The 20,446-nt window shown below is 73.2% G+C and carries 24 protein-coding genes; 14 read left to right on the top strand and 10 right to left on the bottom strand.

Annotated features, from left to right (window positions below; genetic code table 11):
* The first annotated feature begins 64 nt into the window (after positions 1–64).
* From AMK19_RS02885 to AMK19_RS02900, 4 genes are all read left to right on the top strand, one after another.
* A complete protein-coding gene (locus AMK19_RS02885; RefSeq protein WP_035863710.1) occupies positions 65–268 on the top strand; it encodes a helix-turn-helix domain-containing protein in 204 nt (67 codons plus the stop codon).
* Between the two features lie 74 nt (positions 269–342).
* On the top strand, positions 343–492 hold the full coding sequence (locus tag AMK19_RS02890) for a 30S ribosomal protein bS22 (protein WP_425268772.1): 150 nt from the start codon (positions 343–345) through the stop codon (positions 490–492).
* 158 nt (positions 493–650) lie between these two features.
* The gene (locus AMK19_RS02895; RefSeq protein WP_073807755.1) at positions 651–1,706 is read left to right on the top strand and encodes an NAD-dependent epimerase/dehydratase family protein; all 1,056 of its coding nucleotides are present in this window, start codon (positions 651–653) and stop codon (positions 1,704–1,706) included.
* Entirely contained in the window at positions 1,703–2,707 is a 1,005-nt protein-coding gene (locus tag AMK19_RS02900) for a lysophospholipid acyltransferase family protein (protein ID WP_073807757.1), read from the top strand. The genes AMK19_RS02895 and AMK19_RS02900 overlap by 4 nt, the downstream gene beginning before the upstream one ends.
* 110 nt (positions 2,708–2,817) lie before the next feature.
* Here the strand turns inward: AMK19_RS02900 and AMK19_RS37910 are convergent, their stop codons facing one another.
* The 3 genes from AMK19_RS37910 to AMK19_RS02915 all read right to left on the bottom strand — a co-directional run bounded on the left by AMK19_RS37910 (position 2,818) and on the right by AMK19_RS02915 (position 6,636).
* Complete coding sequence (locus AMK19_RS37910) at positions 2,818–3,966, bottom strand: DUF5667 domain-containing protein (RefSeq protein ID WP_073807759.1); 1,149 nt, start codon at positions 3,964–3,966, stop codon at positions 2,818–2,820.
* Positions 3,967–4,329: 363 nt separating this feature from the next.
* Entirely contained in the window at positions 4,330–5,175 is an 846-nt protein-coding gene (locus AMK19_RS02910) for an ECF subfamily RNA polymerase sigma factor, BldN family (protein WP_443134981.1), read from the bottom strand.
* A gap of 507 nt (positions 5,176–5,682) precedes the next feature.
* Positions 5,683–6,636 carry an HAD family hydrolase gene (locus AMK19_RS02915; protein ID WP_073807761.1) on the bottom strand — a complete coding sequence of 318 codons (954 nt, stop codon included), beginning with the start codon at positions 6,634–6,636 and terminating at the stop codon, positions 5,683–5,685.
* Between the two features lie 95 nt (positions 6,637–6,731).
* Here AMK19_RS02915 and AMK19_RS02920 point away from each other — a divergent pair, with 95 nt between their 5' ends.
* The 7 genes from AMK19_RS02920 (at position 6,732) to hemB (ending at position 13,898) form a co-directional block, all read left to right on the top strand.
* Positions 6,732–7,001 (top strand): glutaredoxin family protein, encoded by a 270-nt coding sequence (locus tag AMK19_RS02920; RefSeq protein ID WP_443134982.1) that lies wholly within the window; start codon positions 6,732–6,734, stop codon positions 6,999–7,001.
* Positions 7,002–7,152: 151 nt separating this feature from the next.
* Complete coding sequence (locus tag AMK19_RS02925) at positions 7,153–7,830, top strand: 3'-5' exonuclease (RefSeq protein ID WP_073807764.1); 678 nt, start codon at positions 7,153–7,155, stop codon at positions 7,828–7,830.
* Between the two features lie 107 nt (positions 7,831–7,937).
* Positions 7,938–8,798 (top strand): redox-sensing transcriptional repressor Rex, encoded by an 861-nt coding sequence (locus tag AMK19_RS02930; protein ID WP_073808343.1) that lies wholly within the window; start codon positions 7,938–7,940, stop codon positions 8,796–8,798.
* A 31-nt stretch (positions 8,799–8,829) separates the two neighbouring features.
* A complete protein-coding gene (locus AMK19_RS02935) occupies positions 8,830–10,218 on the top strand; it encodes a glutamyl-tRNA reductase (protein WP_073807765.1) in 1,389 nt (462 codons plus the stop codon).
* 41 nt (positions 10,219–10,259) lie between these two features.
* Positions 10,260–11,234 carry a hydroxymethylbilane synthase gene (gene hemC / locus AMK19_RS02940; RefSeq protein ID WP_073808344.1) on the top strand — a complete coding sequence of 325 codons (975 nt, stop codon included), beginning with the start codon at positions 10,260–10,262 and terminating at the stop codon, positions 11,232–11,234.
* On the top strand, positions 11,231–12,850 hold the full coding sequence (locus AMK19_RS02945) for a uroporphyrinogen-III synthase (RefSeq protein WP_073807766.1): 1,620 nt from the start codon (positions 11,231–11,233) through the stop codon (positions 12,848–12,850). Before hemC ends, AMK19_RS02945 begins: the two co-directional genes overlap by 4 nt.
* 67 nt (positions 12,851–12,917) lie before the next feature.
* Positions 12,918–13,898, top strand: a complete 981-nt coding sequence (gene hemB, locus AMK19_RS02950) for a porphobilinogen synthase (RefSeq protein ID WP_073807767.1) — start codon at positions 12,918–12,920, stop codon at positions 13,896–13,898.
* A gap of 72 nt (positions 13,899–13,970) precedes the next feature.
* Here hemB and AMK19_RS02955 read toward each other — a convergent pair whose 3' ends face one another.
* From AMK19_RS02955 to AMK19_RS02965, 3 genes are all read right to left on the bottom strand, one after another.
* Positions 13,971–14,228, bottom strand: coding sequence for a hypothetical protein (locus tag AMK19_RS02955; protein ID WP_073807769.1), 258 nt, complete (start codon positions 14,226–14,228; stop codon positions 13,971–13,973).
* A 195-nt stretch (positions 14,229–14,423) separates the two neighbouring features.
* Positions 14,424–14,771, bottom strand: coding sequence for a rodlet layer protein (locus tag AMK19_RS02960; protein WP_073807771.1), 348 nt, complete (start codon positions 14,769–14,771; stop codon positions 14,424–14,426).
* Between the two features lie 147 nt (positions 14,772–14,918).
* The gene (locus AMK19_RS02965; RefSeq protein ID WP_073807773.1) at positions 14,919–15,263 is read right to left on the bottom strand and encodes a rodlet layer protein; all 345 of its coding nucleotides are present in this window, start codon (positions 15,261–15,263) and stop codon (positions 14,919–14,921) included.
* A 325-nt stretch (positions 15,264–15,588) separates the two neighbouring features.
* On the opposite strand from AMK19_RS02965, the gene AMK19_RS02970 reads away from it, so the two are divergent.
* A complete protein-coding gene (locus tag AMK19_RS02970) occupies positions 15,589–16,323 on the top strand; it encodes a hypothetical protein (protein ID WP_073807775.1) in 735 nt (244 codons plus the stop codon).
* Between the two features lie 70 nt (positions 16,324–16,393).
* Here the strand turns inward: AMK19_RS02970 and AMK19_RS02975 are convergent, their stop codons facing one another.
* The 4 genes from AMK19_RS02975 to AMK19_RS02990 all read right to left on the bottom strand — a co-directional run bounded on the left by AMK19_RS02975 (position 16,394) and on the right by AMK19_RS02990 (position 18,023).
* Positions 16,394–16,777, bottom strand: a complete 384-nt coding sequence (locus AMK19_RS02975) for a hypothetical protein (RefSeq protein WP_073807777.1) — start codon at positions 16,775–16,777, stop codon at positions 16,394–16,396.
* Between the two features lie 110 nt (positions 16,778–16,887).
* Positions 16,888–17,250: a chaplin gene (locus tag AMK19_RS02980; protein ID WP_083646452.1), complete on the bottom strand. Its 363-nt coding sequence runs from the start codon at positions 17,248–17,250 to the stop codon at positions 16,888–16,890.
* A gap of 81 nt (positions 17,251–17,331) precedes the next feature.
* Positions 17,332–17,574, bottom strand: a complete 243-nt coding sequence (locus tag AMK19_RS02985) for a chaplin (protein ID WP_073807779.1) — start codon at positions 17,572–17,574, stop codon at positions 17,332–17,334.
* Positions 17,575–17,780: 206 nt separating this feature from the next.
* Positions 17,781–18,023 carry a chaplin gene (locus AMK19_RS02990; RefSeq protein ID WP_073807781.1) on the bottom strand — a complete coding sequence of 81 codons (243 nt, stop codon included), beginning with the start codon at positions 18,021–18,023 and terminating at the stop codon, positions 17,781–17,783.
* Positions 18,024–18,277: 254 nt separating this feature from the next.
* On the opposite strand from AMK19_RS02990, the gene AMK19_RS02995 reads away from it, so the two are divergent.
* Entirely contained in the window at positions 18,278–18,517 is a 240-nt protein-coding gene (locus tag AMK19_RS02995; RefSeq protein ID WP_073807783.1) for a chaplin, read from the top strand.
* 260 nt (positions 18,518–18,777) lie between these two features.
* On the top strand, positions 18,778–20,427 hold the full coding sequence (locus tag AMK19_RS03000; protein ID WP_241844208.1) for an RICIN domain-containing protein: 1,650 nt from the start codon (positions 18,778–18,780) through the stop codon (positions 20,425–20,427).
* Positions 20,428–20,446: the final 19 nt, after the last annotated feature.

A 20,446-nucleotide genomic window follows, 5' to 3' on the forward strand; every position in this document is an offset into this window, starting at 1 on the left:
TGCCGGTGGAGTCACCGGAGGGGAAGCCGGTGCCTTGCACACGGGTAAGGGTCGGGTGAGGGTCATGAGCGAGCGTCCCCTGCAGGATGTGGTCTTCCTGACGGTCGCCGAGGTCGCCTCGGTGATGCGGGTCTCGAAGATGACGGTCTACCGCCTCGTGCACAGCGGCGAACTTCCGGCCATCAGGGTCGGACGCTCGTTCCGGGTGCCCGAGCAGAAGGTGCACGAATACCTCCAGGAGTCCTACGTCCGGCTGCAGAGCGCATAGCTCCGCAGCCGCCAACGGGACACCGATTACGGCAAACGCGAGGTGGACGGTAGGCTAGGGCCTCCGTCAGTCGTATGGACTCCCGTTCCTCACGGGCGCGGGTCCGAGTGAGCGAGGAATGTTCCGTGGGCTCTGTCATCAAGAAGCGTCGCAAGCGTATGGCCAAGAAGAAGCACCGCAAGCTTCTGAAGCGCACTCGCGTGCAGCGTCGCAACAAGAAGTAACACCGCCTGCGGTCGCCTCGCGCCGCCAGGTTCCACCACTGCCCGTCCCCGGATGATTTCCGGTGGCGGGCAGTGGCGTTTCCGTTCCCGTGTCCACGGCGCGGTACGGTGCAGGCCAGGGGGAAGGCAGCACCGGCAGCCAGGGAGGTCGCGGCAACGTGGGCAAGGTCGTGCTCGTCACCGGGGTGGCGCACCGGCTCGGTGCGCTTTTCGCCGGCCGGATCGCCGAACAGCCCGGCGTGGACCGGGTGGTGGGCGTGGACGCCGGCCCGCCGCCGGCCGCGCTGCCGTCCGCCGTGCAGTACGCGCAGGTCGACCTGCGCCGCCCGGCGATCGCCCGGGTGATCGCCGAGCACGACGTCGACACCGTGGTGCACCTCCACGTCACCGCGCTCGGCCACGGCGGCCGGGCGCTGGTGAAGGAGAACAACGTCATCGGCACCATGCAGCTGCTCGGCGCCTGCCAGAAGGCCCCCGGGGTGCGCCGCCTGGTGGTGAAGTCCACCACCGCCGTCTACGGCTCCGCGCCGCGCGACCCGGCGGTGTTCGGCGAGCGGATGCAGCCCAAGGCGCTGCCGGTCGGCGGCTTCGCCCGGGACGCCGCCGAGGTGGAGGGCTACGTCCGCGGGTTCGCCCGCCGCCGCCCCGACGTCGCGGTGACGGTGCTGCGCTTCGCCAACATCCTCGGCCCGCACGGCGACACCCCGCTGACCGCGTACTTCCGGCTGCCGCTGCTGCCGACCGCGCTCGGCCACGACCCGCGCCTGCAGTTCGTCCACGAGGACGACGCGCTGGAGGTGCTGCGGCTGGCCGCGCTGGACGCGCCGACCGGCACCTACAACGTCGCGGGCGACGGCGTGCTGCTGCTCTCCCAGTGCGCCCGCCGGCTCGGCCGCCCCACCGTGCCACTGCTGCGGCCCGCACTCGGCCTGGTCGGCCGGCTGGCCCGGCAGCTGACCGCCCCCGCGGACCGCGCCTTCTCCCAGGAACAGCTCCAACTGCTCACCCACGGACGGGTGGTGGACACCGCGCTGCTGCGCGACACGTTCGGCTTCACGCCGCGCTGGACCACCCCCGAGGCGTTCGCCGACTTCGCCGCGCACGTGCCGCCCGGCCCGCTGCCGCCGACCCGGCTGACCGCCGTCACCGACCGGCTCACCGGCCTGCTCACCGACCACCGCCCCACCGAACCCGAGGAGTTGAGGCCGCGATGACAGCCGCGCGGGAGCCCGCCGACCCGGCGGCCAATGTCATCCCGATCGAGTCCGCGCCGAGCTGGTCCGGCCCCGAGCCGCGCCCGGCGCTCGCCGACCGGCTGGCCGACGGCGTCGGCGCGGCCCTCTCCGGCCAGCTCGGCGCGACCGCGACCCGGCTGTTCGGCAAGGGCTGGGAGCAGCGTGCCGCCGACGGGCTCGGCTTCCTGCGCCGCCGGCTGACCGGCGACTACGAGGTCGACGACTTCGGCTTCGACCGGGAACTGACCGAGGAGGTGTTCCTCGCGCTGTTGCGGCCGCTCGCGGAGAAGTACTTCCGGGTCGAGGTCCGCGGCGCCGAGCACATCCCGGCCGACGGCGGCGTGCTGATCGTCGCCAACCACTCCGGCACCATCCCGCTGGACGCGCTGATGACCCAGGTCGCGGTGCACGACCACGCCGACCGGCACCTGCGGATGCTGGCCGCCGACCTGGTGTTCGTGCTGCCCGTGGTCAACGAGCTGGCCCGCAAGGCCGGGCACACGCTGGCCTGCAACGAGGACGCGCAGACCCTGCTGGAACGCGGCGAGGTGGTCGGGGTCTGGCCGGAGGGCTTCAAGGGCATCGGCAAGCCGTTCGCGGACCGCTACAAGCTCCAGCGGTTCGGCCGCGGCGGCTTCGTGGCGTCCGCGCTGCGGGCCGGGGTGCCGATCGTGCCGTGCTCGATCGTCGGGGCGGAGGAGACCTACCCGATGATCGGCAACTTCAGGACGCTGGCCCGGCTGCTCGGCCTGCCGTACGTGCCGATCACGCCGACCTTCCCCTGGCTGGGGCCGTTCGGCGCGATCCCGCTGCCGACCAAGTGGACCATCCAGTTCGGCGAGCCGATCCCGACGGACAGCTACCCGAAGGACGCCGCCGAGGACCCGATGCTGGTGTTCAACCTGGCCGACCAGGTGCGGGAGACCATCCAGCACACGCTGTACAAGCTGCTGGTGCAGCGCCGCTCGGTCTTCGGCTGACACACCGCCGGGCCCTGTCACGAGAACGGCCCCACGAGAACGGCCCTCCCCGCGAGAACGACCCGCCGCCCCGTGCCCCCCGACGACAGCGGGCACGGGGCGGCGGTGGCTCAACTGAGCGACAGCCCGGGCAGCAGCCCCGGGAGGAGCGGCGGCAGGTTGAGGCCCTGTCCGCCGTCCGCGGGCGCGGCCGGGGAGGCCGCCGGGGCCGGGGCACCACCGTGGGCCGGCGTGGCGGTCGGCGAGGGCGTGGCACCACCGGTGAGGCCGCCCAGCAGGTCGCCCAGACCGGGCTTGGCGGACGGCTCGGCCGACGGGGTGGCCCGCCCGGACGACCCGTCGGCCGGACCGTGCCCGGTGCCGCCGGTGCTCGCCGTGCCGCCGGGCTGCTGCCCGGTACCGGCGCCGGTACCTCCGGTCGCCGCGCTGTCGTCGCTGCCCCGGCCGGCGGGCTCCACCAGCCGCAGGGGCGCGACGTCCTCGCTTATGTCGCTGAACAGGCGGTCCACCTTGTCGGCCTGGCCGGCCAGGCCGGACGGCAGCCGGGACTGCAGGGCCGACCAGCGCTCGTCCTGCCCGGCGAAACCGGCGAGTTGACGCATCGGCGCGAGCGAGCCGTTGGAACGGTAGACCGCGCGCAGCAGGTCGCGGCCGCGCAGCGCCTCGGCGTGCATGTCGTCGAGGGCGCGGCGCACCTGGTCGACCGTGGCGGGGCTGAGCGCGTTGCCCGGGTCCGTCCGGCCGACCAGGGACTGCGCCTCGGTGAGCCGGGTGGTGGCCTGCTGGAGGAGCAGGGCGCCGCGCTCGGCGTCGCTGTCGGCCAGGTTGAGGCGCAGCCCTTCCAGGCCCCGCTTCATGCCGTACAGGGCGTCCCCGGGGAGGGCGCCGGTGGATGCGGCGGCGGCCCCGCCGAGGGAGCCGACGGCGACGCCCGCGACCAGCCCGCCGATGGCCAGGCGGCGGCCCCAACGACTGCGGCGGGTGCGCCGGGCGCGTTGGACGGGGAGGACCGCCGTGGGGGCGCCCTCGGCCCACTGCTGCTCGAACGCGGCCATCAGCCGGGTGCGTTGGACCGTCCGCGTCTCGGCGGCCAGCTCGGGGGCGGGGAGCGCACCGAGGGCGTCGGCCATGGCGAGCAGCTCGGTCATGGCGGCGGAGCCGGCCCGGTGCGCGCCGCTGCTCCGGTGGTCACTCTGGTGGGCCTCCAGCGCCTCGGCGAAGGACTTCGCCCGCCGGTGCTCCAGCATGTTTGCCGTCACGGGCCACACCTCCCTTCGTCGTTTTCGACACCGTGGCCCGTCGGTTGGTTGTCCCGGCAGGCCAAAACCGCACCATCGGGTGACAGTTCGAGATCCCACTTGACTGCGGGCCCGGTGGCGGGTTGCACGCTGGCCAACGAGCGGTGTCGGGAGGCGGTTACGCACGACCCCCCTGGCGTATTAAGCAGAGCAGATGACCGCCGCCTCACCCGGACGGGCAAGCGCCCGGCCGAGGTTGACGGCGCGTCAAGCGCGAGAGGGCGCGACGGGCGGCGCGCCGCGCCCCGGCGCGCGGCCAACTGACGCGCCGGTGAGGGGCGGTGGGGCGGGGGTCTGTCGGAGGTCGGGTCCACGGTCGGCAGGTCACCGGGCGTCGGGCGGCAGCAGGCGGGCCAGCGTGCGCACCGCCCGGTACTGCAGCGTCTTGATGGCGCCCTCGTTCTTGCCCATGATCCGGGCCGTCTCGGCGACCGAAAGCCCTTGCAGGAAACGGAGCGTGACGCACTCCTGCTGCTGTGGGTTGAGCCGGCGCACCGCGTCCAGCAGGGCGGCGTTGGAGAGCGACTCCAGCACCGACTCCTCGGGGCTGCGCTCGCACTCGTTGGAGTCGAGCATCTCGCCGGTGGTGACCTCCAGCCGGAACCGGCTGGACTTGAAGTGGTCGGCCACCAGGTTGCGCGCGATGGTGACCAGCCAGGCCCCGAAGTCGCGGCCCTGCCAGGTGAAGGTGCCGATCCGGCGCAGCGCGCGCAGGAAGGTCTCGGAGGTGAGGTCCTCGGCGGTGGCCCGGCTGCCGACCCGGTAGTAGATGTACCGGTAGACGGTGTCGGCGTAGTGGTCGTAGAGCCGGCCGAAGGCCTCGCTCTCGCCGTTCTGCGCGCGCTCGACCAGGTCGACGACCGGATTGTGCTCGGTGTCGTAGCCGGGCCCGGCGGGCGCGCTGCGGGTGCGGCCGCGGGTGCCGGGGGAGGGCACGGTGCGGGCGCGCGGGGCGGCCTGGCTGCCGGTGGCGGTCGAGCGCAGCAGTGGCGCGGCGAACGCGGCGGGTGCGGGCGCGGTGAACGTGGGGCCGGCCACCGCGGGCTGGGGGACCAGCAGCTCGAACTCGCGGATCGCGGCCCACAGTCGCTCCAGGCGCACACTGCGGCGCAGGCCGGCGGTCGACGGGCGGGAGGTGGCTGGCGCGTCGTTCCGGACGGGTGGGTACACGGGACTCCCAGAGGCAGAACTGTGGACGGATCACCTCCGCCTGTGCGGAGAGCACGCCGCATTGACCACCCGTCACGGGGACGTTCGGGGTGGCGTGCATCCAGGAGAGAATAACGCTTTGTGCAATGACAGCTACACCGCGTGGTCGAAGTGGTCGGATGAGGTCCACTTGTTGCGCATATTTACCTGTCTCTGACCGGAGTTGACGCCATTTCTCCGACTCAAAGCGACCGCTTGTGCACACCGGGTGATCGAACGGTGATGGATGGCCGGGGTTTCCCCGGTGGAGGCGGTCTCAATCCACGACTTTGCCGGACTGCCGAACGATCAGTTCCGATCACGGGGCACAGACCCGTCGGGACAAGGGCGGCGGGCCTTCCGGCGGTGCCGCGGGGCGTGCCGGGACCACCCGCGCGGGGGCGTGTCGACGGCCGCAGGTTGACGCCTGGTCAAGGACGGCCCGGGTGACGTCCGATCCGGGTACCGCCCGATCCGGGTGGCGTGCGGTCAGGCCCGCTGGCGGCGGCGCATCGCCACCGCGGCGGCGGCCGCCCCGGCGGCGACGCCCAGCGTGGCCGCCGCGGGGATGCCGATCCGGGCGGCCCGGCGGCCGGTGCGGAAGTCCCGCACCCGCCAGCCCATCGCCCGGGCGTGCCGGCGCAGCGCCGCGTCCGGGTTGATCACGTACGGGTGGCCGACCAGGCTGAGCATCGGGATGTCGTTGGCGGAGTCGCTGAACGCGGCGCAGCGGGCCAGGTCGAGGTGCTCGCGGCGGGCCAGCGCCTGGACCGCGGCGGCCTTGGCGGGGCCGTGCAGCATGCCGCCGACCAGCTTGCCGGTGTACTCGCCGTCGCGGGTCTCGGCGACGGTGCCGAGCGCGCCGGTCATGCCGAGCCGGCGGGCGATCAGCCGGGCCACCTCCTGCGGGGCGGCGGTGACCAGCCAGACCCGCTGTCCGGCGTCCAGGTGCATCTGGACCAGGGCGCGGGTGCCGGGCCAGACCTTCTCGGCCAGCACGGGCTCGAAGATCTCCTCGCAGATCCGTTCCAGGTCGGCGGTGCGCTTGCCGGCGACCAGGCCGAGCGCGCTGTCGCGGGCGTCGGCGATGTGGTCGGGGTTCTCGGCGCCGCGCAGCCGGAACGCGGCCTGCTGCCAGGCGAACCGGGCGAGGTCGCGGCGGGTGAAGAAGCGCCGCCGGTACAGGCCCACGCCGAGGTAGAAGATCGCGGCGCCGCGCAGGATGGTGTTGTCGCAGTCGAAGAACGCGGCGGCCCGGACGTCGCCGGGCACCGGGGTGTGGTCGCCCTCGGGGGCCTTGGGGCGGTCCGGCTCGGGGTCGGCGTCGGGGTCGGCGTCGGGGGCGAGCTGCTCCTGGGCGGCGTCGGCCGCGGCCTCGCCCGCCAGGGCGGTCCGTTCGGCGAGGGAACGCCTCGACCGGGTGAGCCTTCGCAGCGCTGCCATGCGACGAGCATAGTCAGCCGGGGAGCCCGGCCCCGTGACCGAGGAGTGCCGCACCGGTGAACGCGGGGGATATGTGGCGGCGCACAATGTGTGCCGTGAGCCTGCTGCGACGTGACAAGAAGAGCCCGGCCGACACCACGGTGACGCTGATCGGCAAACCCGGCTGCCACCTGTGCGAGGACGCCCGCGCGGTGATCCTCAAGGTGGTGGAGGAGCTCGGGGTGGCCTTCGAGGAGAAGGACATCCTTCAGGACGCGGCGCTGTACGAGCAGTACGCCGAGCAGATCCCGGTGACCCTGATCGACGGCCGCCAGCACGACTTCTGGCGGGTGGACGAGACGCGGCTGCGCAAGGCGCTGGCCTGACCGTCCGGCCGGTGCGACCCTCCTCGCGCCGGCCGCGTCCGGAGGTCCTTCGTGCGCGTGCGATGTCCTCGGCCCTAGGAGTTCGGCCCTTCTCCGGCTTACCATCGAACGGTTTTCCGTGTCCGCCGGGGGCCGTGCAGAGGAGGGCGCGATGAACGGCTATGCCGTCGTCGACGTCGAGGCCACCGGTCGTAGCCCCTGGCGGCACCGGGTGGTCGAGGTCGCCGTGGTGCAGCTGGACGCCGCCCTGCGCACCGAGCGGGAGTTCGCCACGCTGCTCGATCCGGCCGGGCCGGTCGGGCCGACGCACGTGCACCGGATAGCGCAGGAGGACGTGGTCGGCGCGCCGCGGTTCCGGCAGATCGCGCCGCGGCTGCTGGAGCTGATGGCCGGCCGGGTGCTGGTCGGACACCACGTGACCTGCGACCGGGTGTTCCTGGAGCGGGAGTTCGCGCGGATCGGCGTGGCGCTGCCGACGGTGCCGGCGCTGTGCACGATGCGGTTGGCGCGCCGGCTGCTGCCGCAGGCGGGCGGTTTCGGGCTGTCGGCGTGCGTGGAGGCGGCCGGGCTCGGCTGGTTCCCGGCGCACACCGCGCTGGGCGACGCGCACGCCACCGTGGAGCTGCTGCGGCACTGCCTGCGGGCCGGCCGGCTGCCGGAGGAGCCCGTCCCGGCGGCCGCCGCGGTGCCGTGGCCGCGGATGGCGCCGGCCCGTTCGACCGCTTCCCGGGGCCCGGTCCGACTGCTGCGCCGGTGGGCTCCGCTGGGCCCGTGGCCGGCCGGAGTGGAAGGGCCGCGTCCGCTGGTCGGCGCGGCGGGTTACGAGTGATGCGTGTCACTGTTCGGGGACAAATCGGACACCATCTTTGTGCACACGTTCACAAACGCATAGCCTGGCGGTCCAAGCCCAGCTTCACCCGCAGGAGCAACGTGGCAATCGGCCGACCCTCATCCAGCAGTTCGCAGACGCCCGACCCGGGCGCCGCGCGCCGGACCTCGCGCGCGCGGGGCATTCCGGAGGCGACCGTGGCTCGCCTTCCGCTCTACCTGCGGGCGCTGACCGCGCTGTCCGAGCGCTCCGTGCCGACCGTCTCCTCCGAGGAGCTGGCCGCCGCGGCCGGCGTCAACTCCGCCAAGCTGCGCAAGGACTTCTCCTACCTCGGGTCCTACGGCACCCGCGGCGTCGGCTACGACGTCGAGTACCTCGTCTACCAGATCTCCCGCGAGCTCGGCCTCACCCAGGACTGGCCGGTCGTCATCGTCGGCATCGGCAACCTCGGCCACGCGCTCGCCAACTACGGCGGCTTCGCCTCCCGCGGTTTCCGGGTCGCCGCCCTGCTGGACGCCGACCCCAACGTGGTCGGCACCGCCGCCGCCGGCCTGCCCGTGCGGCACATGGACGAGCTGGAGGCCATCGTCGCCGCCCAGCACGTCTCCATCGGCGTCATCACCACCCCGCCCGGCGCCGCCCAGCAGGTCTGCGACCGCCTGGTCGAGGCCGGCGTGACCAGCATCCTCAACTTCGCCCCGACCGTGCTGACCGTCCCGGACGGCGTGGACGTGCGCAAGGTCGACCTCTCGATCGAACTGCAGATCCTCGCCTTCCACGAGCAGCGCAAGGCCGGCGACGAGCCCGCCGCCGGCGACTCGGTGCTCGACCGCGCCCCCGGGCCGGTCCGCGCCGCCGCCGCCAAGCTGCGCCGCGCCGCCGGCGGCGGCAAGGCCGCCGAGCAGGCGAAGAGCGCCCCGACCGGCAAGGGCCCCGAGGACGACCTCTCCGCGGTGATGCCGGCGTGAGCACGAACATCCGTCACGACGAGGTGGGGGCATGAGTCTTCTGGTAGTCGGTCTGAGCCACCGGACCGCGCCGGTCGGCGTACTGGAGCGCGCCGCGCTCACCGGCGAGACCCCGACCCGCCTGCTGCACGACGCCGCCGCCTCGGCGACCGTCGCCGAAGCCGCGCTGGTCAACACCTGCAACCGGATCGAGCTGTACGCCGACGTGGACAAGTTCCACGCCGGCGTGGCCGAGCTGTCCCAGCTGCTCGCCGGGCACAGCGGCGTCGACCTCGACGAACTCACCCCGCACCTGTACGTGCACTACGAGGACCGCGCCGTCCACCACCTGTTCTCGGTGGCCTGCGGCCTGGACTCGATGGTCGTCGGCGAGGGCCAGATCCTCGGCCAGCTGCGCGACGCCCTGGCCAAGGCCCAGGACGAGCACACCGCCGGCCGCGGCCTCAACGAGCTGTTCCAGCAGGCCCTGCGGGTCGGCAAGCGCGCGCACAGCGAGACCGGCATCGACCGGGCCGGCCAGTCGCTGGTCACCTTCGGCCTGGAGCAGGTCGCGGCGGGCGCCGGCCCGATCGCCGGCAAGCGCGCCCTGGTGGTCGGCGCGGGCTCGATGAGCTCGCTCGCCGCCGCCACCCTGGTCCGGGCCGGCCTCGCCGACCTGCAGATCGCCAACCGCACCCCGGCCCGCGCCGAACGCCTGGTGGAGATCCTCGGCGGCACCGCCCGCACCCTGGACTTCGCCGACGTCCCGCAGGCCCTCGCCGAGGTCGACCTGGTGATCTCCTGCACCGGCGCGGCCGGCACCGTCATCGACGCCGCCGAGGTGGCCGCCGCCGTCGCCGCCCGGACCGCCGACCAGCCGCTCGCCTTCCTCGACCTCGCCATGCCCCGCGACGTCGACCACGCCGTGCACCGGCTCGACGGCGCCCTGCTGGTCGACCTGGAGAGCCTCTCCCACGCGCACGCCGCCACCCCCGGCGCGGGCGACGTGGACGCCGTCTCCACCATCGTCGGCGACGAGGTCACCGCCTTCGGCCAGGCGCAGCGCGCCGCCCGGATCGCCCCCACCGTGGTCGCCCTGCGCGCCATGGCCTCCGAGGTGGTCCGCAGCGAACTCGCCCGCCTCACCTCCCGGCTCCCCGACCTCGACGAGCGCTCCACCGCGGAGATCTCGCAGTCCGTCCGCCGGGTGGTCGACAAACTGCTGCACGCCCCGACCGTCAAGGTCAAGCAGCTCGCCGGCGAACCCGGCGGGGCCTCCTACGCGGAAGCCCTGCGTGAGCTGTTCGACTTGGACCCCGCGGCAGTGCACGCTGTCTCCGGCACCCCGATCGGCGACCGGGCCGGGTCCTCGATCCCGGCCGGCGGCATCCCCGCCGCCCAGGCCGCCGCCGTCGCCCCGCCCGCCGGAGCACCCAGATGAACACCCCGTCAGCCCCCCAGCACGACCAGGACGATCACCTCATGAATGGTCCAGAGACAGTGACGCCGCTGCGCCTCGGTACCCGCCGCAGCGCCCTCGCCATGGCCCAGTCGGGCATGGTCGCGGAGGAGGTGGCCAAGATCACCGGCCGCCGGGTGGAGCTGGTCGAGATCACCACCTACGGGGACGTCTCCCGGGAGTCGCTGGCGCAGATCGGCGGCACCGGAGTGTTCGTCTCCGCCCTGCGCGACGCCCTGCTGGAGGGCCGCATCGACCTGGCCGTCCACTCGCTCAAGGACCTGCCCACCGCCGCCCCCGCCGGGCTGCTGCTGGCCGCCGTCCCCGAGCGCGAGGACGTCCGGGACGCCCTGGTCGCCCGCGACGGCCTCACCCTGGCCGAGCTGGTCGGCAAGGCCGGCGGCCGCACCGTCCGGATAGGCACCGGCTCCCCGCGCCGGATGGCCCAGCTCAACGCCTGGGCCCGGGCCCACGGCGCGGACCTGGAGACCGTCGCCATCCGCGGCAACGTCGACACCCGTATCAACTTCGTCACCTCCGGCGAACTCGACGCCGTGGTGCTGGCCACCGCCGGCCTCAACCGGCTCGGCCGCCACGCCGAGATCACCGACCACCTCGACACCGCGCTGATGCTCCCCGCCCCCGGGCAGGGCGCGCTCGCCGTCGAGTGCGTCGACCCGACCCTGGCCGCCGTGCTGGCCCGGCTCGACCACGCCCCCACCCGGGCCGCCGTGGTCGCCGAGCGCGCCCTGCTGGCCACCCTGGAGGCCGGCTGCTCCGCGCCGGTCGCCGCGCTGGCCACCTGGGCCGGCACCGAACTGCGCCTGGACGGCGTGGTCGGCACCACCGATGGCGCCGAACTGCTCAAGATGTCCGCCAACGGCCCGCTCGTCCCCGACGAGACCGCCGAGGAGCAGGCCGCGGCCCTGGGCCGCGCCCTGGCCACCCGGCTGCTCGACACCGGAGCGGCCAACCTGATGGGGGAGCGCGCCCGATGACCGCCGCCGGATTCCACCCGCCCGCAGGGCGCTGCACCTTCCTCGGCGCCGGCCCCGGCGACCCCGGGCTGCTCACCCTGCGCGCCGTCGACGTGCTCAGCACCGCCGACGTGCTGATCGCCGACCCGCTGACCGCCGCCGCGGTCCGCACTCACTGCCCCAGCGGCGTCCAGGTCATGGACCCGGCCGAGGCCGGCCGGGAGCTGTCCGACCTGGCCGCCGACGCCGTCAAGGCCGGCCGCCACCTGGTCCGCACCGTCGACGGCGACCCCGGCCTGGACGGCTGCGCCGCCCAGGAGATGCTGCGCTGCGCCAAGGCCGGCGTCCCGTTCGAGGTCGTCCCCGGCGTCGCCCAGTCGGTCGGCGTGCCCGCCTACGCGGGCGTGCCGCTCCGCGGCGACCAGGGCGCGGACGTCCGCTTCGTCGACGGCGAGGCGCTGCTGGCCGGCCAGCTGGTCGACCTCGGCGTGCCCGAGACCACCCTGGTGCTGCGCACCACCCTGGGCCAGCTGCCCGCGACCGCCAACGCCCTGGTGGCGCACGGTCGCAAGCCCGACGCGGCGCTCTCCGCGACGCTGTCCGGCACCACCACCCGGCAGCGGACCTTCACCTCCACGCTGGCCGCGATCGCCGCCGACCTGAAGGCCGCCCGGGTGCTGCCCTCGCCGGTCTCCGCCCCGGTCGACCCGGCGACCTCGGTGATAGCCGTGGTGGGCGAGCAGGTCGCCCACCGGGCCTCGCACTCCTGGTTCGAGACCAAGCCGCTGTTCGGCTGGAACGTCCTCGTCCCGCGCACCAAGGAGCAGGCCCACGGCCTGTCCGAGCAGCTCCGTTCGTACGGCGCGGTGCCGCAGGAGGTGCCGACCATCGCGGTCGAGCCGCCGCGCACCCCGCAGCAGATGGAACGCGCGATCAAGGGCCTGGTCACCGGCCGCTACGAGTGGATCGCCTTCACCTCGGTCAACGCCGTCAAGGCCGTCCGGGAGAAGTTCGAGGAGTACGGCCTGGACGCCCGCGCGTTCGCCGGCATCAAGGTCGCGGCGGTCGGCGAGACCACCGCGCAGGCGCTGGTCGACTTCGGCGTGAAGCCCGACCTGGTGCCGTCCGGCGAGCAGTCCGCGGCCGGCCTGCTGGAGGACTGGCCGCCGTACGACCCGGTGTTCGACCCGATCGACCGGGTGCTGCTGCCGCGCGCCGACATCGCCACCGAGACCCTGGTGGCCGGCCTGGTCGAGCTCGGCTGGGAGGTCGACGACGTGACGGCGTACCGGACGGTGCGCGCCTCGCCGCCGCCGGCCGAGACCCGCGAGGCGATCAAGGGCGGCGGTTTCGACGCGGTGCTGTTCACCTCGTCCTCGACCGTCCGGAACCTGGTCGGCATCGCCGGCAAGCCGCACAACGTGACCGTCATCGCCTGCATCGGCCCGGCCACCGCCAAGACGGCGGAGGAGCACGGCCTGCGGGTCGACGTGATGGCCCCGGCCCCGTCCGCGTCCGCGCTCGCCCAGGCGCTGGCCGACTTCGGGGCCAACCGCCGGGACGCCGCCACCGCGGCGGGCGAGCCGGTCTACCGGCCGAGCGAACGCCGCCCCGGATCGCGCCGCAAGGCGCGCTGACCCTCCGTCGGGGGGAGGCCGACCGGCCTCCCCCCGACGCTTTTCCGTGACTCAGGGAGCCTTCGAAGTGTCCGCCGAATTCCCGTCCGTCCGCCCGCGCCGCCTGCGCTCCACCCCCGCGATGCGCCGCCTGGTCGCCGAGACCCGGCTCCACCCGGCCGAGCTGATCCTGCCCGCGTTCGTCCGCGAGGGCATCGCCGAGCCGAAGCCGATCACCTCGATGCCGGGCGTCGTCCAGCACACCCGCGACACCCTGCGCCGGGCCGCCGCCGAGGCCGCCGAGGCCGGCGTCGGCGGCATCATGCTGTTCGGCGTCCCCGAGGTGCAGGACGCGATCGGCTCCGAGGGCACCAACCCCGAGGGCATCCTGCAGCTCGCCATCCGCGACGTGGTCTCCGAGGTCGGCGACGCCCTGGTCGTGATGTCCGACCTGTGCCTGGACGAGTACACCGACCACGGCCACTGCGGCGTGCTCGCCGCGGACGGCTCGGTCGACAACGACGCCACCCTGGAGCGCTACGCCGAGATGGCCGTGGTGCAGGCCGACGCGGGCGTCCACCTGGTCGGCCCGTCCGGGATGATGGACGGCCAGGTCGCGGTCGTCCGCCGCGCGCTGGACGGCGCCGGGCACCAGGACGTCGGCATCCTCGCCTACACCGCGAAGTACGCCTCCGCGTTCTTCGGCCCGTTCCGGGAGGCCGTCGGCTCCTCGCTGAAGGGCGACCGCAAGACCTACCAGCAGGACCCGGCCAATGCCCGCGAGTCGCTGCGCGAGCTGGAGCAGGACCTCGCCGAGGGCGCCGACATGGTGATGGTCAAGCCCGCCATGGCCTACCTCGACATCCTGCGCCAGGTCGCCGACGCCTCCCCGGTGCCGGTCTCCGCCTACCAGGTCTCCGGCGAGTACTCGATGGTCGAGGCCGCCGCCGCCAACGGCTGGATCGACCGCGAGCGCACCATCCTGGAGACCCTCACCTCCATCCGCCGCGCCGGCGCCGAGCAGATCCTCACCTACTGGGCCACCGAGGCCGCCCGCCTGGTGCGCTGACGCCCGCTCCTGAACGTGCCGAAGGGCGCGGAACCGTCAACCGGTTCCGCGCCCTTCGGCGTTGACGCGAGGTCAGCCGATCGCGGCGACGCCGCCACCGCCGCCGCCGAGGGCGGTGGAGGTGGCCCAGCCGCCGCCGCCGGCCAGGGTGAAGATGTGGTCGGTCCCGGCGAAGCCGCCGCCGCCACCGGCGAGGAAGGGCTCGTGGGCGGTGGCGACGAGCTGCCCGCCGCCGCCGGCGACCACGTGCGCGTACGCCGGGGCGCCGATGCCGGTCAGGGCGAGCGCGGCGAGGGTGGTGACAACGGCCTTGCCCAGCTTGCTCTTCATGGGAGGGTCCTCTCTGCGTCGGGTGGTGTCACTACGTCAACACGGGGGTGCGGCTGGCGGTGCGCTGCACGCGCCCGCCGGTGCTCCGATCACCCGATCGCGCCGCGGACGAACGGGTGGGGTACGGCCGGAGACACGGAACCGCCGGGCCCGGGGCTGGCCCCGGACCCGGCGGTCGGCTGTGACCGGGAAGGATCAGCCGATCAGGTGGGAGACGCCACCGTCGCCGCTGCCCACGGTGTTCTGGCCCACGTCGCAGGTCTGGGTCGGGTGGTTGTCCAGAACGTCGGCCTTGATCGGGACGACGATGCCGATCAGGGCGCCGACGCCGATGTTGTCGATCTCCGGCAGGCAGATGTTCGGGTTGTCCAGCACGTGGTTGTTCGGGCTGTGGTTGCCCTGGGTGCCGGTCGCGTTGGTGCCGCCGTTGCCCTGGAGGGAGGTGGCGGAGCCGTCCGCGTCGCCGATGGCCATCGCGGGGGTGGCGGTCATGGCGAAGCCGGCGGCGACGACGCCGACGGCGGCGAGAGCCTTCTTGATCATGGGGTCATTCCTTTTCGGATCCGATGGAGTGGAGCAGCGCGCCCGTGCGCGTGGCTCGCGCCGGGGCCCCGCCCGGCCGGGGGAACGGCCGGGCGGGCAGTGGGGCGCGGAGCGGAAGCCGCTCTGCACCCGGGCAGTGACGGCGCGTCAGCCGATCAGGTGGGAGACGCCGCCGTCGCCGCTGCCGACGGTGCCCTGGCCGACCACGCAGGTCTGCTTGGGCTCGTTGTTGAGCGCGTCGACCTCGACCGGGACGGCCACGCCCAGTACCGCCAAGCCGATGTTGTGGATCTCCGGCAGGCAGATGTTCGGGTTGTCGGCGAAGTGGAAGTTCGGGCTGTGGTTGCCCCAGGTGCCGCTGGAGTTGGTGCCGCCATTGCCCTGGATGGTGGCGGCGGAGCCGTCCGCGTCGCCGATCGCGACGGCGGGGGTCGACACCGCGGCGAGTGCGGCGGCGGCCAGGCCGGCGGCCGCCAGAGACTTCTTGAGCATGGTGGAGATACCTCTCTGAAATGCCGTTCGAGGGGTGCTGCCCCGTCGTCGTCGGGATCAAAGAATGGCGAACAGGAAAGTTACGGGGGCGGAGAAAATTCGTCGAGGATCACCGGTTTCCCAGCGTGCCGGTCGGATTATTAGGCCGTTCCGGTTAACCGGTGCTGTCCCCGGAGGTGCTGGCTCGTTCGCCAGGATGTGCGCGACGCGCCCGAAGTACTGCCGGTACGACCGGTGGCCGCAGAAGTCATACGGAATGACCGACGTACCGGCGTACTGAATTAACGGCGTACCGATCTATCGAATGACCGGCGCGCCGAATCAAATGGACATCGAACGAACGGCGAACACCATGAAGCTCTCCAAGCGGGCCGCGGGCGCCCTGCTGCTGGCGGTCGGCGCCGGCGTGGCGGCGGCGCAGGGCGTGTCCCAGGCGGCCCCGAAGACGCCGACCGAGGTGGCCGCGCTAGAGGACGGACTGGCGACCCAGGAGGTGCCGTTCAGCATCCCGCTCAGCACGGCCGCGTCGTCGCTGCCGCTGCTCGCGGACGGCGGCGAGATCCACGGCGGCATCCCGACCTCGCCGCTGCTGCCGCCGTCCGACACCGGCCAGAGCCCGACCCGGCCGATCCCGGAGCACGTGCTGCCGGCCGTGAACGGCGGCAAGCTGGGCCCGTCGCTGGAGGCCACCCTGCCGCTGCCGGAGGCGGACCCGGGGGCGAAGCTCGGCACGCTGGGCCTGGACGCGCCGGCCGCCCCGCTGAACCTGGCCGGCCCGGCGGTCGGCCTGGGCGAGCCGGTCTCTTTCGTGCGCGGGGAGAGCGGTCAACTGACCGACGCGGCACTGTCCTTGGACAAGGTGGACCCGCACCTGGTGACCGCGCCGGTGCAGGCCGTGCCGGGTGCCAAGGCCTCGCTCGGCGGCGAGCAGGACCAGATCTCGGTCACCCAGTCGGTGAAGGGGCTGGCCGAGACGACCACCGCCACCACCGGCGAGATGCTCGGCCAGGCCAACCCGGTGGGGACGCTGACCGGCGCGCTGGACCAGTCGCAGATGTGACGCCCCGTCCCGGCGTACGGCCCGGCAGCTCCTCGCGGAGGCCGGGCCGTACCCGTGTGCCGGCCGGGGCTCAGATCGGCAGGGCGGTCAGCAGCGGTCCGGCCAGCGGAAGGTTCTTGGCCCCGCCGCCGGCGGACAGCGGGCTGGTGACCGTGCCGGTGCCGACCGGGCCCACGCCGTTGTCGGGGACCACCGCGACGCCGTTGTTGAGCAGGTCCGCGGAGGAGCCGGCCCACGGGTCGAGCCGCAGGTCCTTCGCCGGGGCGATCGCGTAGCCGAGCCCGGCGGTGGTGCCGCCGAGGGCTCCCTGGGCGTCGGTGGGCTGCAGGTGGGTGGCGGGCAGCGGGAGCCCGCCGGGCTGTTCGGTCGCGGCGTGTGCGGTCTGCGCGGTGGCGGCACCGAGCAGCAGCGCGGTGCCGAGCGCGGCCAGCGCGCCGGTGGTCTTCCGGGACATCGGCCATTCCTTCTGAGGTGAGGGGGACTTCAGGGCAAGGGGGACGCGCACTGCCCCCCGGCCGGTGGGCCGAGGGGCAGTCTGCACGGGGTTGACGTCGACCGATCCGGTCAGTCGCAGTCCTCGACCGGCTCGTGGTGGTGGTGGTGATGCGGGGGCTCGGCCTCGACCGGCGGCTGCTGGGGCTCGGGCTCGGTCGGCACGGTCACGGGCGTGGGCGGGGTGCCACCCCCGTCGGCGTTGACGCAGGTGTTGCCGAAGGCCGGGTTCAGCGCGCCGATGACGTTGATCGAGTTGCCGCACAGGTTGATCGGGACGTGGACCGGGACCTGGATCTGGTTGCCGGAGAGCACGCCGGGGGAGTTGGCGGCGACGCCCTCGGCCTCGGCGGAGGCGTTGGCCAGACCGGCCGAGCCGAGGACCAGGCCGGCGGCGGCGACGGTCAGGACCGCGGCCTTCTTGAAGTTGCGCATGAGGGTTGATCTCCTAGATCACAGCGGGGAGTTGGTGCGCCGCCCGGTTCGAGCGCGCGGCGCGGCACGGCATGGGGCGGGTCAGCCGCCGTTGACGCAGGTGTTGCCGAAGGCCGGGTTCAGCAGGCCGATGATGTCGATCGAGTTGCCGCACAGGTTGATCGGGACGTGGACCGGGACCTGGATCTGGTTGCCGGAGAGCACGCCGGGGGAGTTGGCGGCGACGCCCTCGGCCTCGGCGGAGGCGTTGGCCAGACCGGCCGAGCCGAGGACCAGGCCGGCGGCGGCGACGGAGAGGACCGCGGCCTTCTTGAAGTTGCGCATGGTTCTTCTTCCTCACGTTCGGTCCGACCGCGAATGGTCGGGTGCCGGGCGATTGGCATCATCGCCCGCTGTTTTCGGGATGCGCCGTGAATGTCACTCACGCGGCCCAAGACCCGCGTGTCGCCGGTGGCTTGGGCCGCGCGAGTGCCCACGTCGACGACCGCTTCCGCACGGTCGGCGGAAACGGTCGCGTGCGGGGCGGGGAGTCAGCCGCCGTTGACGCAGGTGTTGCCGAAGGCCGGGTTCAGCAGGCCGACGATGTTGATCGTGTTGCCGCACAGGTTGACCGGAACGTGCACCGGGACCTGGATCTGGTTGCCGGAGACGACGCCGGCCGAGTTGGCGGCGACACCCTCGGCGCCGCTGCTGGCCATGGCCGCGCCGGCCCCGCCGAGCAGCAGGGCCGCAGCGGCCGCGGAACCGAAGGCGCCGTAGGCGAGCTTGCGCATGATGAAGTCTCATTTCTTGCGGTGGATCGGGTTTCGCCAGGAAGAACGAACCAGTGCGGCGGTGGAAACGGGCGGGTTCCGCGATCGTTCGAGCCGTTCACCCGAATGCTCCGGTTACGCCGGACGGGTGATTGTCGGAAGAGCATCGCAACTGATCCGGCGTGGCTTCGTTGGCCCAGTGCACGTCCCGTGTGCTTCCTTCCGGTAGCCCCCGGCGCGGCAATTGGAAGATCTGATTTATCGAGGAGACTCAAATGAGCATCAAGAAGGCTGCCGCGGTCGGCGCCGCCGTCGTGGGCATCGTCGCCGCCGGTGCGGGTTCCGCCATGGCGAGCAGCGAGGCCGAGGGCGTCGCCGCCGGTTCCCCCGGTGTCATCTCCGGCAACCAGATCCAGGTCCCGGTGCACGTTCCGGTCAACCTGTGCGGCAACTCGATCGACATCATCGGTCTGCTGAACCCGGCGTTCGGCAACACCTGCGTCAACGGCGGCTGATCCAAGCCCGCCGGCAGATCCCGGGCCGCCGTCCGCACCTCCTCGTGGGGTGCGGGCGGCGGCCCAACTGCGTTTCTGCGCCGGGGTCCTGACGGTGCGCGGCAGGCGTCGGTCGTATCGCGCCGCGAGTCTTGTTGTGTTACCTGTCAGTACCTAGCATGTGAGCCTGCCTCATGTTCGCCGGGTTCCGGCCCGGTCCCCCATGCTCCGCGCCGCCCGGCGCCCGCCGGGCGTACCCCCACCCCCGCAAGGAGTCATGAGTGTCCAGGACACCTATGGTCCGCCGCAGGTCCCCCGCCCTGCTCGCCACCGCCGCGCTGCTGGCCGCCCTCGGTCTCGGCACCGGCCTCGGCACCGCGGCCACCGCCCAGGCCGCCTCGCCCAGCGCGGGCAAGCCCGCCGCGATCGTCGCCCTCGGCGACAGCGCGATCTCCGGCGAAGGCGCCGGCACCGACACCAACGACGACTACATGCCCGGCACCGACACCCCCACCAACTACTGCCACCGCTCCACCAAGTCCGAGATCTTCACCACCCAGCTCCCCGGCGTCACCCCGGTCGACCTGGCCTGCTCCGGCGCGCAGACCGGCGACCTGGTCAGCGACCCCGAGCTGGCGAAGATCACCGGACCGGGCAGCGGCGACTTCGGCGAGGCCAAGCAGGACGTCCAACTCGCCGCCACCGCAGCCAACTACGACGTGAAGATGGTCGTCGTCACGATCGGCGCGAACGACGACTTCGAGTTCGCCAACATCATGATGTCCTGCCTCGCCCAGTACTTCCCGATCCCGCAGTCCCAGGGATGCCGGGACACCATCGGCAGCGCCGAGATCACCCGGCGCGCCGCCGGGGTCAAGCCCAAGGTGACGGCCGCGCTCACCAACATCCGCAACACCATGCGGAAGGCCGGCTACTCCGACGACTCCTACCAGCTCGTCTACCAGTCGTACTTCAACCCGATCACGCCCGACATCCGCCGCAACGACTACGTCGGCAAGGTCGCGGACGGCTGCCCGGCCTTCCCCGAGGACCTCGCCTGGGGCCACAACTGGGTCGTCCCCACGCTGAGCGACGCGCTGCGCGAGGCCGCCTCCGGCGTGCCCGGCGTGCGCTACCTCGACCAGCGGCGGGTCGCGTTCGGCCACGAGGTCTGCGCGGAGTGGACCAGCTCGCCGTACGAGTACACCAACGGCGATGTGATCGACCTGTCGGAGAGCACCCGCAACGGCTGCGACACCCCGATTTCCATCCCCGGCCTGTGCATGAACAACGTCCGCCAGTCGTACCACCTGCGGGTGGCCGGGTACGCCGCCGAGGCGGCCTGCCTGCGGCAGTTCTACCAGCAGTCCGGACTGCCCCAGGCGTTCTGCTCGCTCAACCAGCAGAACACCACCTCGATCACCGCGCTCACCCCCGGCAAGCCCTTCCCGGACACCCCCGAGGACGGCGCCTGGTACCAGCTCGCCAACCAGGCCAGCGGCAAGGTGCTCGACCTGTCCGGCGGCGGCACCTACGGTGACTCCACCAACGGCCGGGCCGCGATCACCTACTCGGCCACCGGCGGCCTCAACCAGTCCTTCGTGTTCGAGATCAAGGCCGGCGGCTCCTTCGAGCTCGACTTCAGCGGCAACCGGGACATGTGCCTGGACGCCTCCGGCGCCTCCACCGCCCCCGGCACCCAGCTCCAGCAGTGGCGCTGCAACGGCGGCGGCAACCAGCACTGGATCCTGCAGCCGGTCGGCGACGGCAGCTACAAGCTGGCCGACTCCCAGGACCCGACCAAGCTCGCCACCGCCTCCGCCAAGACCGACGCCAAGGGCAACGCGCTGGTCCAGCTGGCCGCCGACGACGGCTCCGCCGCGCAGCACTGGCAGCTGACCAAGCTCGGCATCGTCTACCTGCACGGCTGATCGGGTGCGGGCTGCCGCT

The organism is Kitasatospora sp. CB01950 (assembly GCF_001905465.1).
In the GTDB taxonomy this organism is placed as follows: Bacteria; Actinomycetota; Actinomycetes; order Streptomycetales; family Streptomycetaceae; genus Kitasatospora.

Bases quoted from the DNA above. Each gene is read 5' to 3' on its own strand.
- AMK19_RS02890 (WP_425268772.1), top strand. From the start codon at position 343: ATGGACTCCCGTTCCTCACGGGCGCGGGTCCGAGTGAGCGAGGAATGT.
- AMK19_RS02900 (WP_073807757.1), top strand. From the start codon at position 1,703: ATGACAGCCGCGCGGGAGCCCGCCGACCCGGCGGCCAATGTCATCCCG.
- AMK19_RS02980 (WP_083646452.1), bottom strand. From the start codon at position 17,250: ATGCGCAACTTCAAGAAGGCCGCGGTCCTGACCGTCGCCGCCGCCGGC.
- AMK19_RS02925 (WP_073807764.1), top strand. From the start codon at position 7,153: ATGAACGGCTATGCCGTCGTCGACGTCGAGGCCACCGGTCGTAGCCCC.
- AMK19_RS02970 (WP_073807775.1), top strand. From the start codon at position 15,589: ATGGACATCGAACGAACGGCGAACACCATGAAGCTCTCCAAGCGGGCC.
- AMK19_RS02915 (WP_073807761.1), bottom strand. From the start codon at position 6,636: ATGGCAGCGCTGCGAAGGCTCACCCGGTCGAGGCGTTCCCTCGCCGAA.
- AMK19_RS02985 (WP_073807779.1), bottom strand. From the start codon at position 17,574: ATGCGCAACTTCAAGAAGGCCGCGGTCCTCTCCGTCGCCGCCGCCGGC.
- AMK19_RS02885 (WP_035863710.1), top strand. From the start codon at position 65: ATGAGCGAGCGTCCCCTGCAGGATGTGGTCTTCCTGACGGTCGCCGAG.
- AMK19_RS02975 (WP_073807777.1), bottom strand. From the start codon at position 16,777: ATGTCCCGGAAGACCACCGGCGCGCTGGCCGCGCTCGGCACCGCGCTG.
- AMK19_RS02935 (WP_073807765.1), top strand. From the start codon at position 8,830: ATGAGTCTTCTGGTAGTCGGTCTGAGCCACCGGACCGCGCCGGTCGGC.
- AMK19_RS02990 (WP_073807781.1), bottom strand. From the start codon at position 18,023: ATGCGCAAGCTCGCCTACGGCGCCTTCGGTTCCGCGGCCGCTGCGGCC.
- AMK19_RS02955 (WP_073807769.1), bottom strand. From the start codon at position 14,228: ATGAAGAGCAAGCTGGGCAAGGCCGTTGTCACCACCCTCGCCGCGCTC.
- hemC (WP_073808344.1), top strand. From the start codon at position 10,260: ATGAATGGTCCAGAGACAGTGACGCCGCTGCGCCTCGGTACCCGCCGC.
- AMK19_RS02965 (WP_073807773.1), bottom strand. From the start codon at position 15,263: ATGCTCAAGAAGTCTCTGGCGGCCGCCGGCCTGGCCGCCGCCGCACTC.
- AMK19_RS02995 (WP_073807783.1), top strand. From the start codon at position 18,278: ATGAGCATCAAGAAGGCTGCCGCGGTCGGCGCCGCCGTCGTGGGCATC.
- AMK19_RS02945 (WP_073807766.1), top strand. From the start codon at position 11,231: ATGACCGCCGCCGGATTCCACCCGCCCGCAGGGCGCTGCACCTTCCTC.
- AMK19_RS02960 (WP_073807771.1), bottom strand. From the start codon at position 14,771: ATGATCAAGAAGGCTCTCGCCGCCGTCGGCGTCGTCGCCGCCGGCTTC.